Origin of the sequence: Vibrio sp. OPT46 (assembly GCF_015163535.1) — a bacterium.
Taxonomy (GTDB): Bacteria; Pseudomonadota; Gammaproteobacteria; order Enterobacterales; family Vibrionaceae; genus Vibrio; species Vibrio alginolyticus.
This window is the reverse complement of sequence record NZ_JADDYG010000678.1, coordinates 38,772-54,956: the sequence shown is the minus strand read 5'-3', so window position 1 is coordinate 54,956 and position 16,185 is coordinate 38,772. Positions and strand designations below refer to the sequence as shown.

Sequence of the window (16,185 nt, the reverse complement as noted above, 5' to 3'; positions counted from 1 at the left end):
CATTAAAAAGCAAATGCAACAACTTGAATCAGCTTAACTAAAAGGCAAAAAAAAACCACCCGAAGGTGGTTTTTACTCATCCTATCGAATTACGCTTGCGGGCGCATTGCAGGGAATAAGATCACGTCACGGATAGTGTGCGTGTTAGTCAGTAGCATAACCAAACGGTCGATACCGATACCTTGGCCTGCTGTTGGCGGTAGGCCGTGCTCTAGAGCAGTGATGTAGTCTGCATCGTAGAACATTGCTTCGTCGTCACCAGACTCTTTCGCTTCAACCTGTGCTTTAAAGCGTGCATCTTGGTCTTCAGCATCGTTAAGCTCTGAGAAACCGTTCGCTACTTCACGGCCACCGATAAAGAACTCAAAGCGGTCTGTAAAGAACGGGTTATCGTCGCTACGACGAGCCAACGGAGAAATATCTGCTGGGTAACCAGTGATGAACGTAGGCTGCATTAGCTTAGGTTCTGCTGTTTCACCAAAGATCTCTTCAAGAAGCTGACCACATGTCCAGAAAGGTTCTACTTCAACGTGAACAGATTTCGCGATAGAAACCATTAGATCACGGTTTTGTAGGTCTTCTTCTGTTAGCGCTTGGATTTGCGCGTGGTCTGGGTTGTAGTGCTTGATTGCTTCGAACATGCTCATACGAGTGTAAGTACCACCAAACTCAACCGTTTCATCACCGTAAGGCATTGACGTTGAACCTAGAACTTCTTGCGCCACTGAGCTTAGTAGTTCTTCAGTTAGGTCCATCAGATCTTTGTAGTCTGCGTACGCCATGTAGAATTCCATCATTGTGAATTCTGGGTTGTGGCGTGGAGAAAGGCCTTCGTTACGGAAGTTACGGTTGATTTCGAATACGCGATCAAAACCACCAACAACTAGACGCTTCAGGTATAGCTCTGGCGCGATACGTAGGTACATTGGCATGTCTAGTGCGTTGTGGTGCGTGATGAATGGACGCGCACTCGCACCGCCAGGGATAACGTGCATCATTGGCGTTTCAACTTCCATGAACTGCTTAGAGATCATGAAGTTGCGGATTGCAGACATTACTTTAGAACGTACTACGAACGCTTGACGAGATTCTTCGTTAACGATCAGGTCAACGTAACGTTGGCGGTAACGCATCTCTTGGTCAGTTAGACCGTGGAACTTTTCTGGAAGTGGACGTAGTGCTTTGGTTAGCAACTCGTACTCTTCCATGTTCACGTATAGGTCACCCTTACCAGACTTATGAAGTGCACCTTTAACACCGATGATGTCACCGATATCTAGACCTTGGTATTTTTCTTTAAGTACTTTTTGAACCGCTTTGTCAGCGTAAGCTTGGATACGGCCAGAAGTTTCTTGAATTACCAAGAATGGACCACGTTTAGCCATGATACGGCCAGCGATTGCTACTACGTGGTTAAGCTCTTCTAGCTCTTCCTTCGTCTTTTCACCGAACTCTTTCTGAAGGTCGCCCGCTAGTGCGTCACGACGGAAGTCGTTTGGATGGCCGTTCGCTTTGCAGCTCTTTCGGATTGCATCCAGTTTAGCGCGGCGTTCAGCAATCAGCTTATTTTCTTCTAGTACAGTTTCGTTTTGAACAGCATCAGTCATTTTCGATGTATCCTGTTTTTGTCGGTGAAAAGCTTTATAGACCTGATTTCAGGCTAGCTTCAATAAATTTGTCCAGATCGCCATCAAGAACCGCTTGAGTATTACGGTTTTCAATGCCCGTACGGAGGTCCTTAATACGTGAGTCATCCAATACGTAAGAACGGATCTGGCTACCCCAGCCAATGTCAGACTTAGCGTCTTCATTAGCTTGTTTTTCCGCATTTTGCTTTTGCAATTCAAGCTCAAATAGCTTCGCTCGAAGCTGTTTCATTGCCTGATCTTTGTTCTTATGTTGAGAACGGTCATTCTGACACTGAACCACTGTGTTCGTAGGTACGTGCGTAATACGTACCGCAGATTCTGTGGTGTTTACGTGCTGACCACCTGCGCCTGACGCACGGTAAACGTCAATACGTAGGTCGGAAGGATTAATGTCGATGTCGATGTTTTCATCAATCTCTGGATAGATGAACGCAGAAGCAAATGACGTATGGCGACGACCGCCTGAATCGAACGGAGATTTACGAACAAGACGATGAACGCCCGTTTCAGTACGTAACCAACCGTACGCATATTCACCAGAGATGCGAACTGTTGCCGACTTAAGACCCGCGACTTCACCTTCAGAGACTTCAATCACTTCAGCTTTGAAGCCCTTCGCTTCTGCCCAACGTAGGTACATACGCAGCAGCATGTTAGTCCAGTCTTGTGCTTCTGTACCACCAGAGCCTGCTTGCAAATCGATGTAACAATCAGAGCCATCGTGGTCGCCAGAGAACATACGACGGAATTCAAGCTTTTCTAGCTTCTCTTCCAACTCAGCAAGTTCTGGTTCAATTTCGTCAAATGTTTCTTGATCTTCTTCTTCTACAGCCAGCTCAAGAAGACCTTCTACATCTTCCACACCTTGCTCTAGTTGATCAATGGTTTCAACAACCGCTTCTAGTGATGCACGCTCTTTGCCCAGTGCTTGCGCACGCTCAGGTTCGTTCCATACATCTGGTTGTTCAAGTTCTGCGTTGACTTCTTCTAGACGCTCTTTCTTCGCGTCATAGTCAAAGATACCCCCTCAGGACATTTGTGCGCTGAGACACGTCCTGTAGACGGTTTTTAATTGGATTGATTTCAAACATGTTTACTCAACATTTTAGAATAGAATTTAACCGAGAAATTCTACTGAAAAATGTGACCGAGATACAGGAAAATTTCGGATGAGAAATCAGATTGCGGTGAGAGAGAGCACGGTCATAAAATTTTACGCCCACTTAGGGGCAACCGTACTCTATAAGAAAGGTTAATCTAGGTATTACTTAGCTTCGATATGGTCGATCATCAATTGCAATGATTGATTACCACGAAATTCATTCACATCCAGCTTATACGCGAGACGTACTGTTTTAACCGATGCATCTGGCCATCGGCGTAGATCAACATTGAATGCAATGCCGTCGATCATCACATTGGTAGGGTGACCTTTATAAAGCGGCTCTAACATCAATTTAAGATGCTTCTCACCCACCAGCTTTTGATGCAGTACTTTAAACTCACCATCAAAGATTGGCTCTGGGAAAGCTTGTCCAAAAGGGCCACCCGATCGCAGCTGTTCAGCAACATGCATAGAGAACTCTTCCGGCTTAAGTTCACCATCTGACATGATCACGCCTTTTAGCGCCGCTTCATCGAGTTCCTTTTTTACCACTTCATCAAACAAACGACTGAAACGCTCAAAATCCTGCTCTTTAATCGTTAAGCCTGCTGCCATGGCGTGTCCACCAAACTTGATGATCAAACCCGGGTTTTGCGTGTCGATGAAATCCAACGCATCACGCATGTGTAGCCCCGGAATAGAACGACACGAGCCTTTAATCGTCCCTTCTCCGCCATCAGCAAATGCAATGACTGGACGGTGAAACTTCTCTTTAATACGCGAAGCCAAAATACCAATCACACCTTGATGCCAATCACGATGGAACAAGGCTAGGCCATAAGGAAGCTCATTGCCTTCACCAAACTGAAGGCGCTCACAGAAAGCCATCGCTTCTTGCTTCATGCCTTCTTCAATCTCTTTACGAGTTTGGTTCAAGCCATCCAATTCACTTGCCATGCGACGAGCAGCGTGGATGTTGTTACACATCAACAGTTCAACACCGAAAGACATGTCATCAAGACGGCCTGCTGCGTTAATACGTGGACCTAAAGCAAAGCCAAAGTCAGACGCAACTAAACGACGCGCATCGCGCTTCGCGACCTCAATTAACGCTTGGATACCGGGACGCGCTTTGCCCGCACGAATACGTTGCAAGCCTTGGTGTACAAGAATGCGGTTGTTTTCATCCAATGGAACGACGTCGGCGACGGTACCCAGTGCAACAAGGTCAATCAGTTCCATCAACTTGGGTTCTTGCATCCCCTGTTCTGCAAACCAATTGTGTTTTCGCATATGAACGCATAGTGCCATCATGAGATAAAACGCGACCCCCACCCCCGCAAGCGCTTTAGATGGAAAGCTACAGCTCTCAAGATTTGGGTTCACCATTGCATCCACATCAGGCAACACTTGTCCAGGCAAGTGGTGATCGGTAACGAGCACGGTAATGCCATTTTCTTTTGCGTAACGCACACCTTCGATTGATGAGACGCCGTTATCCACCGTCATGATCATCTCAGCGCCAAGCTCTAAGGCTTGGTCAACGACTTCTGGACTTAACCCATAACCGTCTTCAAAACGATTTGGCACTAAGTAATCCACATTGTGACTACCAAGCATACGCAGCGCGAGTACTGATAATGCTGAGCTTGTCGCACCATCAGCGTCAAAATCACCGACAACGATGATGCGTTTTTGTTCTTTTATCGCCTGAAACAAAAGATCGACAGCTTGCTCAATCCCCCCGAGTTTTTGATATGAATGCAACCCACGGGCCGACGTTTCTAATTGTGAAAGATCCGTTATCCCACGGTTGATGTAGATACGTTTAAGAATCGGAGGAATGGAATCAGGAAGAAGGGAAAGATCAGGTTCAGGACGTCGTTGAATTTCTATCATGCTTAAAAGAGCCGACAACTTTGCCGGCTCTGCTCCTAATGGATTATAGTTGCTTTAAACGTTTCAATAGCTCTGCAGGTGGTAGGTAGCCACCAACCATTTCGCCATTCGGTAAGAAGATTGCTGGCGTACCAGAAATACCCAATTGGCGACCTAGATTGTAATGCGCCTGGATGGTTTCTTTACACTGTTTTAAGTCTTTCGCAGGGTTATCAAATGTACGATTCACTTTCGCGTTGTGCATTGCCGACGCCGGATCTTCAGCACACCAAATCGTTGCCATTTGCTCTGCCACAGGGCCAGTTGCACCTTGGCGAGGGTAAGCCATGTAACGCACTGTGATACCTAGATCATTATAGCCTTGCATTTGGCTATGCAGACGCACACAGTAACCACAGGTGATATCAGTGAATACGGTCACAACGTACTTTTCATCGTCGGCTTTGTATTCGATCATGCTATCGGAGAACTGCGCAATTTTCTCGGCGTTAAGCGGCGCTTGACGCTCTGCTATGACATCTTTGTAACTGCCATCATCATTAATGGCATAAAGCGTACCGGCGATAAAGTGGCTACCATCATTTGAAGCAAACAGGATCCCGCCATTGGTTTGAATTTCCAATAAGCCAGCGACGTCTGATGGTTGAATATCAACGATAGATAAACCAAGCTTTGAGAACTTAGTTTTTAATGCTGCTTCATCAAAGCCGCTTTGTGCAGCTGGCGCTACTTGTTGCGCAGGAGTCTCCGTTTGAGCCTGACTTTCTTCTGCACCACAAGCGGTAACAAAAAATGGTAAAGTCAGCAGAGTTAGTCGGCGTAATACGCTCATGAAATTCACCTTAATGTAAAATCGTTTTTCCAAGAAGACATGGATGAATCTAACCATTGTTACGCTCTTGGGTGGTGTTGACTGTGGATCTGCTTCAATCGTTCAGTCGCCACGTGAGTATAAATTTGCGTGGTCGATAAGTCACTATGTCCTAAAAGCATCTGTACGACCCTGAGATCTGCGCCATAGTTCAATAAATGCGTGGCAAAGGCATGCCGCAGTACGTGCGGCGACAGCTGATCAGTATCAATCCCTGCTATCAAAGCATAGTACTTAATACGGTGCCAAAACGTCTGACGAGTCATCTGTCTTGCGCGTTTACTAGGAAAAACAATATCAGATGATGTATCACCAAGTAACGCAGGGCGCCCTTGTTGAATGAACGTCTCGATCCAATCGACCGCGTTTTCCCCCATAGGAACCAGGCGTTCTTTACCACCTTTACCAGTCACGCGCACCACCCCTTGGCGCAAGCTAACATTTTCCATGGTCAAACTGACGAGCTCTGTCACACGCAACCCTGTCGCGTAGAGTAGCTCTAGCATCGCTTTATCGCGCAATTCTATAGGGTCATTCGGGTCTGGCGCTTCGAGCAACGCGTCAACTTGCTCTTCACTAATATCTTTGGGTAAACGTTGTGGCAGTTTAGGGCTAACCAAGAGCGCACTCGGGTCATCAGCACGCACCTTCTCACGATGCAGATATTGGAATAAACGGCGAATCGCCGACAACATACGCGCACGAGACGTCTGTTTGTAATCTAAATCTACAAGGTGGCTTTGATATTCTTGCAAGCCAGACAAACTGATAAAATCAAGACGGTATCGATGTTTTTCCATCCACACGAGCAGCTTCATTAAATCGTTTCGGTAGGAAGCCAACGTGTTCTCTGATAGACCACGCTCCATCCACATCGCATCTAAGAATTGCTCAACAAGCGAAAAATCTTGTTGATTGACAGGCTGTTGTGCCGTCATGAATGCTTCCTTATCTGTTTATATTTACAGTATTTAGATTAAAGCACCTGTCAATCCAATACCATAAAAAATCATCCCACATAGGATATTCGCTGCAATCTTCCTCAATTTATGGTTAGAATCTTCCACAACAGCAACACAAATAACGACGAATATAATGAAAATCGGACTCTTTTACGGCTCAACGACCTGCTACACCGAAATGGCAGCAGAGAAAATTCGTACCCTTATTGGTGAAGACCTTGTCGACATTCACAATGTGAAAGAGACACCGTTATCACTAATGGCGGACTACGACTTATTACTCCTTGGCATCTCAACTTGGGATTTTGGTGAAATTCAAGAAGATTGGAACGCGATTTGGCAAGACATCGCGACCACGCCACTGAAAGGCAAAGTTGTAGCGCTGTTTGGTCTGGGTGACCAAGAAGGTTACGGAGAGTGGTATTTAGATGCGATGGGCTTACTTCACGATGAATTGCAAGCCACAGGCGCAACCTTTATCGGTTACTGGCCAAATGAAGGCTACGAATTTGAAGCATCGAAAGCATTGATCGAAGATGGCAGCAAGTTTGTTGGACTTGCGTTAGATGAAGACTCACAGTACGAACTGAGTGATGAACGCATCGAAAAATGGTGTGAACAAGTTCTTGTGGAATTCCACGACACGCTTTAATAGCGCAAACACGTCATCATTAAAAAGTAAAAAGCCCGATGAAGTAATTCATCGGGCTTTTTATTATCTTGATAACGCGAAGTGATTACGCGGTTTCTTGTGCTAGCTCTGGGCGAGGTTTCGCGATGAAGAACATGCACACGATAGCCGCAAATGTTGGAAGCACCCAACCCATGCCGACTTCGAATAATGGCAACATGTTAAACGCAGAAACATCAATACCCGATACTTTTGCCGCATCAACCAACGCAAACAGCAGAGATACAAGCAGTACTGCACGGTAAGCAAAGCGTGGATTCGGCAGTTTGCTGCGCACAAATGTTAGTGCAACCAACGCAATCGCCACAGGGTACAGCGCAAACAATACTGGCACTGACAGAGAAATCAGCTGCGCAAGACCAACGTTTGCAACCAATGCACAAACAGAACCATTAATCAGTACCCATTGCTTGTATGACAGTGGTGTTTTCGAGCTGAAGAAATCTGAACACGCAGAAATCAAGCCAATCGCGGTTGTCAGACACGCTAGCAATACGATGACAGACAGAACGATTTGACCGTATGGACCAAACAACGCTTGAACGTATTGGCTAAGCACTAGGCCACCATTATCAGCACCAGCAGCAACCGTTGCACTCGTCGCACCTAAGTAAAATAGTGAGATGTAAACAAACGCAAGACCAGCAGCAGCAATACAACCTGCATAGATCAGATATTTAGTAGTTGCAGAGCGCTCAGTAATGCCTTTACCGCGCAGTGCATCAACCATCAGCATGCCAAACATCAATGACGCGAACGTATCCATTGTGTTGTAGCCTTCTAAGAAGCCTTTGGTCAGAGGCTGCGTTAGGTATTCACCGTGCGCGCCAATCATATCGCCCTGAGGATCAAGGAAGACAGCGACAGCAAGAATGATCAAACCAACGAACAATGCTGGTGTCAGTACTTTACCGATGAGATCGATCAAACGGCCTTGGAACCATGAGAACATCATTGCTGCGATAAAGAAGATCACTGAGAACGCTGTCAGATGCGTTTGTGACGCCTCAAGGAAGAAAGGTTTCACCGCCATCTCGTAAGCCACTAGGCCAGTACGAGGCGCTGCAAACGCAGGACCAATGATGATGAAAATCAGTGCAGCCATAAGAACTGCCGCTTTTTTCGGAAGATCTTGCGTCAAGTGATCCCAAGAACCACCAGCAACAGCAATAGCAACGATAGTAATAAGAGGTAGACCTACCGCTGTTAGCAAGAAACCAAACATAGCTGGCATTAAGTTTTCACCCGCTAACTGACCCGCTAGAGGTGGAAAGATAATATTGCCCGCACCTAAAAAGAACGCAAATAGCATAAAGCCTACTGCGATAATATCTGTTAGTTTTAACGTCTGCTTCACAGATAACCCTTGTCTTTTAATTAATGAATGTTGTGTATGCTTAGACCACTTTTTGTATACCTAAAGTCAATAAGTACACGTGGTTCAATCTATAAAATTTTCGCCGCATAATGACGAAAGACTCATCATTTGGCAACCTTTAAGAAAAAAACACCATATTAATTTAGTTTTCAAACTTAAAAGCAGTGGATATAACCAGATCCAAATAACAGACCAGTTCTTTATCTCGATCAATTAACAATACAATTTAGTAACCAACAAAACAACAATCTATACAATTAATAAACAATAGAGCAATCCACTTAATTATTGAGCAAATATAAAACAATCATGAAGAACAAAAAACTGAAAACTAAAGGCTTCAATTTTAAGCAATTTTGTATTGAGGGCGGCGAGAGTGGTATGCCAGTCAGCACAGATGGGGTAATGCTTGGTGCTTGGATTCAAAGCCCTAACGACGCTAAAATTCTCGATATTGGCACTGGCACTGGCCTGCTTGCCCTGATGTGTGCTCAACGCTTTACAGAAGCTCAAATAACCGCGGTCGATATCGAATTAACAGCCGTTGCTGCCGCGCAAAAAAATATGGCCCAGTCTCCTTGGTCAGATCGTGTAAGTGTGCATCACACCGACATACTGCACTTTACGCCGACACATCCATTCCAACGCATCATTTGTAACCCGCCCTACTTCAACAGCGGCGAGCAATCGAAACACAGTCAACGTGCAACCGCGAGGCACACTGATACGCTAGGCCATAACGCATTGCTACAGCGTTGCTATCATTTGCTTGATGACGAAGGGAGAGCTAGTTTTGTGTTGCCAATCACCGAAGGCGAGCAGTTCATTGAGCTAGCATTAAACCAAAGTTGGTATCTATCGCGGATCTGTCGTGTGCAACCATCAGAAAAGAAACCAGTACACCGACTGTTATTTGAACTGTCAAAACGACCTTGCGATTTGCAGACGTCACATTTAATTATCCGTTCAAATGACGGCTATAGTGATGATTTCATCCAGTTAACCCGCGAGTTTTATCTTAAGATGTGAAATAACATGTGATCCTTATCACCAATCACTTTATAATGTGCGACCTTTTTGTATTCTATGCTGTTGTGGCGAACCATTAACCAAGCTTTGCTTGTGGAGAACTCATTGTGATCAGAACCTTTGCTGAACTTGATCTAGACCAAAACCTACTTGAAGCCATTGAAGAGATGGGTTACGAACGCCCAACAAAAATTCAGGCAGAAGCGATTCCACAAGCGTTGGACGGTCGTGACATTCTAGCGTCAGCGCCAACAGGAACTGGTAAAACGGCCGCCTTCGTCCTGCCAGCATTGCAATACTTGCAAGACTTCCCTCGTCGTAAGCCTGGACCTGCGCGTATTTTGATCCTAACGCCTACTCGCGAACTGGCGATGCAAATTGCCGATCAAGCACGTGCTTTGGCAAAAAATACCAAACTCAACATTTTCACCATCACTGGTGGTGTTCAGTACCAAGAGCACGCCGACATCCTTGCAACAACACAAGACATTGTGGTTGCGACACCTGGCCGTTTAAAAGAATACATTGATGCAGAACGTTTTGATTGTCGTGCAATCGAATGGTTAATCCTTGATGAAGCAGACCGTATGCTAGATATGGGTTTTGCTCCTACAGTCGATCGCCTATCTAACGAATGTCGCTGGCGTAAGCAAACCCTTCTGTTCTCAGCAACGTTAGAAGGGAAAGGCGTAGAAGGCTTTACCGCTGATCTGTTGAATGACCCAGCAGAGATCGACGCAAAATCGCCGCTGCGTGAGCGTAAGAAAATTGCTCAGTGGTACCACCGAGCTGATGATGCTGAACACAAACTGGAATTACTAAAACACATTATTACTCAGCAAGCTGAGCGCACTATCGTCTTTTTAAAGACTCGTGAGCGTTTGGCTGAGCTACGAGCGCAGCTTGAAAGTGCACAGATTCCATGTTCTTGGATTCAAGGTGAAATGCCGCAAGATCGTCGTAACAATGCGATTTCTCGCTTCCGCGATGGAACTGTGAACGTGCTGCTCGCGACGGACGTTGCTGCGCGTGGTATCGATCTTCCGGATGTATCACACGTTATCAACTACGACATGCCGCGCACGGCTGATGTTTACCTTCACCGTATCGGCCGTACGGCTCGCGCAGGTAAGAAAGGTAACGCTATCTCAATCGTAGAAGCACACGACCAACCAATGATGGATCGCGTTGCACGTTACGTGAAAGAAGACATCAAAGAGCGTTTCGTGAAAGAGATGCGTCCTAAACACAAAAAGCCTGTGTTTAAGAAGAAAAAGAAAAAAGACGACAAGAAAAAAGTAGCGAAAAAGAAAACCGCTAAGAAGAAGTAATCTTGTTGGGGCCAAGTAGCTCAAGCTAGAAAATAACAAAGGGTTGGCAATGCCAACCCTTTTTCGTTTGTGCTGATAGAGATTAACGTAGACTACGTCTCAATCAGCTTTATTTTTGCTCTTCGCGTTTAAATACTAACTCTGTTGGCGTCGATTCATCTTCCACAAAGTAGTAACCCGCCGTATCAAACTTAGTCAGGTCTGCAACGCTCTCAACACGGTTTTCAATGATGTAACGCGCCATCATACCGCGCGCTTTCTTCGCGTAAAAACTGATGACCTTGTATTGACCATTCTTACAATCTTTGAATACTGGCGTGATCACTTGCGCATCTAAATTCTTTGGCTTAACCGCTTTAAAGTATTCATTTGATGCAAGGTTGATAAGGACATTATCACCTTGAGCAGAAATCGCTTCGTTAAGCTTGTCCGTAATTACATTGCCCCAAAACTGGTACAAGTTCGTACCCTTGTCGTTTGCAAGCTTGGTACCCATTTCAAGACGGTATGGCTGCATCAAATCAAGTGGTTTTAGTAAACCATAAAGACCCGATAGCATACGCAGATGATCTTGAGCATATTCGAAGTCCGCTTCAGATAAACTTTCGGCGTCTAGCCCTGTGTAAACGTCACCTTTAAATGCAAGAATGGCTTGTCGTGAGTTTTCCGTGGTAAACGTTTCACTCCACTCTTGGAATCGGCCCACATTTAAATCGGCAATCTTGTCGCTCACTTTCATTAAAGAGGCAACATCAGCAGGAGTCAGTTTGCGGCAAACATCGATAAGCTCTTTTGAGTATTCGACCAACTCAGGTTGAGTAAATTTTTCTGTCGCTAACGGAGACTCGTAATCAAGAGTCTTCGCTGGAGAAACTACGATAAGCATGACTTTCCCTTCTCTAATTTTGTTTTTAATAGGGTACAAAAAAAGCCATGCATTGTCTGCATGGCTTTTTACATCGTACTAATAGCTTTCAACTATGAGTGATAGCTCACTTAGTCTTTTTTATCGTTGTACCAAATGCCTTCTTCAAGCTGAGATTTCAGCTCCGGGAAGTCATTCGCATCAAATGTTGGCACTTTGCCTTCACCAAGCTGGCGGTTGTAATCTTTTGCCAGTTTAATCACGATGCCAGATAGCAAGATGATCGCCACTAAGTTGACTATCGCCATCAGACCCATAGAGACGTCAGCAAGCGACCATACGACTGGTAACGAAGCTAGTGCACCAAACATCACCATACCAAGAACAATAACGCGGAAAATGCTTAAGCCCGCTTTATGATTGTGCTCTAGGAAGATTAAGTTCGTTTCAGCATACGAGTAGTTTGCAATGATTGAAGTAAACGCAAAGAAGAAGATTGCCACAGCAACAAAGATGCCGCCCCAATCGCCAACTTGTGAGCTCAATGCACGCTGAGTTAGCTCGATACCCGTCACTTCTGTTGCTTGACCGACATACTCACCAGACATCAGGATGATAGCCACTGTTGCAGAACAGATAACGATCGTATCCATGAACACGCCTAGCATCTGTACGTAACCTTGAGACGCTGGGTGTGGTGGGTAAGGTGTTGCTGAAGCTGCCGCGTTAGGTGCAGAACCCATACCTGCTTCATTCGAGAATAGACCGCGCTTGATACCGTTAATCATTGCCTGTGCAATTGCGTAGCCAAGACCACCTGCTGCTGCTTCTTGCAGACCAAATGCACTCTTAAAGATAAGCATCAATACATCAGGTAATTTCTCTAGGTTAGAGAACATGATGAACAGCGCTAGGGCTAGATAAAGTAGTGCCATGATCGGAACGATCATCTCAGCAACTCTTGCGATACGCTTGATGCCACCGAAAATAACAATTGCAGACAGTAGAACAACGGCAATACCGACATACAGGTTATTCCAACCAAATGCGTTGCTCATTGCATTGGCAATTGAGTTAGCTTGTACGGCGTTGAATACCAAACCAAAAGCGATGATTAGGAAAACTGAGAACAACACGCCCATCCAACGCATGCCCAAGCCTTTTTCCATGTAGTAGGCAGGGCCACCACGGTAGTTGCCATCATCATCTTTGGTTTTGTATAGCTGCGCCAGTGTGCTCTCAGCAAACGATGTTGCCATACCAAGCATTGCAATCAGCCACATCCAGAAGATCGCACCAGGACCACCCGCAGTCAATGCCACTGCAACGCCCGCCATGTTACCTGTACCAACACGTGCAGCAAGACTAGTACAAAGCGCTTGGAAAGAAGAAATACCAGCTTTGTCTGCTTTACGGCTGTTCTTAAGAACAGAGAACATGTGGCCGAAATGGCGGAACTGAATGAACCCTAATCGAACGGTGAAGTAAATACCAACACCAACAAGAAGATAAACCAGAATCGAGCCCCAGAGGAGATCGTTCATCAAATTGATTAAGTCTGTCATGTGTACCTCAAAGTGAGTTGCGCCAGTCTATGCGTCCTAGCCATCCACCAAATTGCCTGCTAAGTGTCAAAGTGTGCTTAGCTTTTTAAGTAATGTTTATGGGCAATCTAGAATCGTAAACGTCGCTTCATGCATCCATTTTACGTACCAGCGTATTTTTTGACGGGCGGATAATGCAACCTAGGAGCGCAAAAATCAATATGCAACAACAAGAATAACATTGTTATTTTTCACTATAAAGTCACCAAAAAATAACATAAATAGAAGACTTAACACTCAAACTGCGCAACATTTCAATTACCAAACGCCAACATAAATAATTATTCTTCATTAAATGGAATGGTAAACCGTATAAACAAGAACAAGCTAGTATTCACAAGGTGTTACATAAATTTACGCTAGTGACTTACCATCTAATTGAACACTATTTCATCAAACTGATTTTATGCAACTTTAACCTTTGCGCAGTGCACCCATTCATCAAATCGAATTAACATAGAAAATCTCTCTATTTAATCGTTTTCTTGAGATCGTTTGTGCATTTTTTATCCACATCGTTGCAATAAAAAGTGTGATTTTGAGAATATTTTTGCACGAAAATGTCATGCTACCGACACAAATGCGAAATATATCATGGTTATTCTCACGGCTATTGTGGTACTTAAAAAACTCCACAAGGACTGGTTACAACAGTTTAGCTTAAGAAAGGTAAAGGTGGCTTATGGAAGGCTTTCAACTAGATGACATTTTTAATCTGGATACTACCTCAACAACCAAATCTCGTGCCAAACCAGTAAAGCGAAAGTGGCGTGAAATAGAAGAGATGAACGACAGACGCAATTTGCTTAAAGAGCTGCGCGAACTTGATGTCTGTACCGATTATAACTTGGAAGACATTAAACTCTAATTCAAACAAAAGGCACCTTACAGGTGCCTTTTGTTTTTTGTTTACAGTGACCGTAAACACCGTGAGTTTATGTACCAAGGTTTAAGTATGAATACCATTATTACTCAATGAGAATCTTCCGTACTTTTTGCCGAGAAATATGCACACTAAATTTTCGGTTGATTCCCAATAAATAAGAAATGTATCTCACAAACCCGAGAGACGGCTTTCGCTCGCTCAGGTTTCATCACTCAGGCTTAAACATACTCAGTATCACTTTGACGAACACGTTCGGCCAACTGCTTATAACGATCAGCAATCGTGTCACCAAACACAGGATCATCCTCACTGACGCTCCATAAGCTCTCGACATGCTGCCAATCTTCTGTGGTAAATAACTCTTCAATGAGAGGCAAAATTTTTCGCTCTTCTAGCTCCAAGTGGCGCCTTTGCGATTCAATGAAATCTTCTAGGTGAGCGACGAACATGTCTTGTGGCACAACAGCATCCTGAAGGATCATCTCTATCACGGATGAAAACTCTCTGGTTTTACTAGCTAACTCTAGATGTTCTTTCTCTAAATTTTCCATGGTTTGTTGCTTACCATAGTGTTCAAGAAAGTGGTGATAGAGGATATCTTCTTTCGGGTGGTGTACTTTCTCCGAATGATTAGAGAGGTAATCAACAATCTCGCTTACTAACGCATAGTTGATTACACGTTCTTTTTTTATCTCATTAAGCTTATGGCGCAGTATCGCCAACAGACGAACCATATAACCATGTTCGCGTCGAATTCTTTCGATCATCATAGCGTCTCTCCTTAACACCTACTTTTAGTAAGTGTACATGAGAAATTTACTATCAGCCTCGAGCATGCTCAAAAAAACAGCGATCATAGCATCCATGATCGCTGTCTCTTCATTTATACCGTTAATGGCAAATGCCAGTTAATTGGTGCTTTTTCTTGTGATGTAAGCAACTGGTTTGCTTGAGAGAAATGCTTACAACCGAAAAAGCCTCGATGTGCAGAAAGTGGCGATGGGTGTGGGGCAGCTAACACATGGTGCTTATTGCGATCGATAAAACGACCTTTCTTCTGTGCATGTGAACCCCACAGCAAGAACACTACACCTTCTTGATGCTGATTAATGGCTTCAATCACTCGATCAGTAAACGTTTCCCAACCTGTCTTTGAATGTGAATGCGCTTTACCTTGCTCCACCGTTAATACCGTATTGAGTAACAATACGCCTTGTTCAGCCCAGCTTTGCAAAAAACCATGCTGAGGGATTTGGAAACCTTCAATATCTTGCGCCAGCTCTTTATACATATTAACCAGTGACGGTGGCGTTTTAATGCCAGGAAGTACAGAGAAACACAGGCCATGCGCCTGATTTGGGCCGTGGTATGGGTCTTGTCCTAGAATCACGACCTTAACGTCTTTGAACTCGGTAAAACGAAACGCGTTAAAGACATCTTTTGCGGGAGGAAAAATAGCTTTGCCTGCGGCGCGTTCGGCTTCAACAAAATTCAAGGTGTCTACAAAGTAGCTCTGCTTTTTCTCTTCGCCGATCACATCGTGCCAAGTGGGTGACTGATTCATGGAAAGTTCCTGTCCTAAATTTTGCTTCTATTCTAACGAGCGAAACTCAAACAAACAAAAACTTACCACGAACTTGAGACAAGTAATAAAAGACTAATGCTTCTGTGGCGTTCGAAAATGCCCCCGTCCGGTAATGTGACGATTAGGCATCGGTAAGCGAAGCACGCGACGAGTGTAAGCATAAGGAGTAAAAGAGAGTGGTCGAGACATGTTGGCATCCTTCTTTGCTAATTCAGAGATTGATGTTCAATGACTAAGAAAGAAAGGTGCCAACTTTGTGGTTACGCCATTAACTGGCAATGGCCGCTAAATGGAATTGACGCAACGTGTCGATCTCTTGCTGCCAAATAT

At 44.6% G+C, this 16,185-nt stretch carries 14 protein-coding genes; 4 read left to right on the top strand and 10 right to left on the bottom strand.

The annotated features are described in order from the left end of the window. Positions 1-89 precede the first annotated feature (89 nt). The 5 genes from lysS to xerD all read right to left on the bottom strand — a co-directional run bounded on the left by lysS (position 90) and on the right by xerD (position 6,462). Complete coding sequence (gene lysS, locus IQR33_RS24510) at positions 90-1,607, bottom strand: lysine--tRNA ligase (protein ID WP_193837556.1); 1,518 nt, start codon at positions 1,605-1,607, stop codon at positions 90-92. Positions 1,608-1,641: 34 nt separating this feature from the next. Beyond that, a protein-coding gene (prfB, locus tag IQR33_RS24505; protein ID WP_193837555.1) for a peptide chain release factor 2 occupies positions 1,642-2,740 on the bottom strand; the annotation gives its coding sequence in 2 pieces (ribosomal slippage) (positions 1,642-2,664 and positions 2,666-2,740; 1,098 coding nt in all). A gap of 173 nt (positions 2,741-2,913) precedes the next feature. Next, positions 2,914-4,653 (bottom strand): single-stranded-DNA-specific exonuclease RecJ, encoded by a 1,740-nt coding sequence (gene recJ, locus IQR33_RS24500; protein ID WP_193837554.1) that lies wholly within the window; start codon positions 4,651-4,653, stop codon positions 2,914-2,916. A gap of 43 nt (positions 4,654-4,696) precedes the next feature. Further along, positions 4,697-5,485, bottom strand: coding sequence for a bifunctional protein-disulfide isomerase/oxidoreductase DsbC (gene dsbC / locus IQR33_RS24495; RefSeq protein ID WP_005381786.1), 789 nt, complete (start codon positions 5,483-5,485; stop codon positions 4,697-4,699). A 59-nt stretch (positions 5,486-5,544) separates the two neighbouring features. Next, complete coding sequence (gene xerD, locus IQR33_RS24490; RefSeq protein WP_005381788.1) at positions 5,545-6,462, bottom strand: site-specific tyrosine recombinase XerD; 918 nt, start codon at positions 6,460-6,462, stop codon at positions 5,545-5,547. A gap of 157 nt (positions 6,463-6,619) precedes the next feature. Between xerD and fldB the strand changes: the two genes are divergently transcribed. Beyond that, complete coding sequence (gene fldB / locus IQR33_RS24485) at positions 6,620-7,138, top strand: flavodoxin FldB (protein WP_005381790.1); 519 nt, start codon at positions 6,620-6,622, stop codon at positions 7,136-7,138. Between the two features lie 85 nt (positions 7,139-7,223). Here fldB and brnQ read toward each other — a convergent pair whose 3' ends face one another. After that, positions 7,224-8,534 carry a branched-chain amino acid transport system II carrier protein gene (gene brnQ, locus IQR33_RS24480; RefSeq protein ID WP_005381792.1) on the bottom strand — a complete coding sequence of 437 codons (1,311 nt, stop codon included), beginning with the start codon at positions 8,532-8,534 and terminating at the stop codon, positions 7,224-7,226. Between the two features lie 330 nt (positions 8,535-8,864). On the opposite strand from brnQ, the gene IQR33_RS24475 reads away from it, so the two are divergent. Then, complete coding sequence (locus IQR33_RS24475; RefSeq protein WP_017635070.1) at positions 8,865-9,584, top strand: tRNA1(Val) (adenine(37)-N6)-methyltransferase; 720 nt, start codon at positions 8,865-8,867, stop codon at positions 9,582-9,584. Between the two features lie 107 nt (positions 9,585-9,691). Beyond that, positions 9,692-10,915, top strand: coding sequence for an ATP-dependent RNA helicase SrmB (gene srmB / locus IQR33_RS24470; RefSeq protein ID WP_005381797.1), 1,224 nt, complete (start codon positions 9,692-9,694; stop codon positions 10,913-10,915). 109 nt (positions 10,916-11,024) lie between these two features. Here srmB and yaaA read toward each other — a convergent pair whose 3' ends face one another. Together yaaA and IQR33_RS24460 are read right to left on the bottom strand one after the other, a co-directional pair. Then, on the bottom strand, positions 11,025-11,801 hold the full coding sequence (gene yaaA / locus IQR33_RS24465) for a peroxide stress protein YaaA (protein ID WP_005382848.1): 777 nt from the start codon (positions 11,799-11,801) through the stop codon (positions 11,025-11,027). Positions 11,802-11,911: 110 nt separating this feature from the next. Continuing rightward, positions 11,912-13,345 (bottom strand): alanine/glycine:cation symporter family protein, encoded by a 1,434-nt coding sequence (locus IQR33_RS24460; protein ID WP_005381800.1) that lies wholly within the window; start codon positions 13,343-13,345, stop codon positions 11,912-11,914. A gap of 721 nt (positions 13,346-14,066) precedes the next feature. Between IQR33_RS24460 and IQR33_RS24455 the strand changes: the two genes are divergently transcribed. Next, positions 14,067-14,252 (top strand): DUF3545 family protein, encoded by a 186-nt coding sequence (locus IQR33_RS24455; protein ID WP_005381805.1) that lies wholly within the window; start codon positions 14,067-14,069, stop codon positions 14,250-14,252. 236 nt (positions 14,253-14,488) lie between these two features. Here the strand turns inward: IQR33_RS24455 and IQR33_RS24450 are convergent, their stop codons facing one another. Together IQR33_RS24450 and ung are read right to left on the bottom strand one after the other, a co-directional pair. After that, positions 14,489-15,040, bottom strand: a complete 552-nt coding sequence (locus IQR33_RS24450; protein ID WP_017821507.1) for a hemerythrin domain-containing protein — start codon at positions 15,038-15,040, stop codon at positions 14,489-14,491. Positions 15,041-15,153: 113 nt separating this feature from the next. Next, positions 15,154-15,834, bottom strand: coding sequence for a uracil-DNA glycosylase (ung, locus tag IQR33_RS24445; protein WP_005382846.1), 681 nt, complete (start codon positions 15,832-15,834; stop codon positions 15,154-15,156). Positions 15,835-16,185: the final 351 nt, after the last annotated feature.

Bases quoted from the DNA above. Each gene is read 5' to 3' on its own strand.
- IQR33_RS24475 (WP_017635070.1), top strand. From the start codon at position 8,865: ATGAAGAACAAAAAACTGAAAACTAAAGGCTTCAATTTTAAGCAATTT.
- yaaA (WP_005382848.1), bottom strand. From the start codon at position 11,801: ATGCTTATCGTAGTTTCTCCAGCGAAGACTCTTGATTACGAGTCTCCG.
- ung (WP_005382846.1), bottom strand. From the start codon at position 15,834: ATGAATCAGTCACCCACTTGGCACGATGTGATCGGCGAAGAGAAAAAG.
- IQR33_RS24455 (WP_005381805.1), top strand. From the start codon at position 14,067: ATGGAAGGCTTTCAACTAGATGACATTTTTAATCTGGATACTACCTCA.
- IQR33_RS24460 (WP_005381800.1), bottom strand. From the start codon at position 13,345: ATGACAGACTTAATCAATTTGATGAACGATCTCCTCTGGGGCTCGATT.
- IQR33_RS24450 (WP_017821507.1), bottom strand. From the start codon at position 15,040: ATGATGATCGAAAGAATTCGACGCGAACATGGTTATATGGTTCGTCTG.
- xerD (WP_005381788.1), bottom strand. From the start codon at position 6,462: ATGACGGCACAACAGCCTGTCAATCAACAAGATTTTTCGCTTGTTGAG.
- recJ (WP_193837554.1), bottom strand. From the start codon at position 4,653: ATGATAGAAATTCAACGACGTCCTGAACCTGATCTTTCCCTTCTTCCT.
- dsbC (WP_005381786.1), bottom strand. From the start codon at position 5,485: ATGAGCGTATTACGCCGACTAACTCTGCTGACTTTACCATTTTTTGTT.
- fldB (WP_005381790.1), top strand. From the start codon at position 6,620: ATGAAAATCGGACTCTTTTACGGCTCAACGACCTGCTACACCGAAATG.
- lysS (WP_193837556.1), bottom strand. From the start codon at position 1,607: ATGACTGATGCTGTTCAAAACGAAACTGTACTAGAAGAAAATAAGCTG.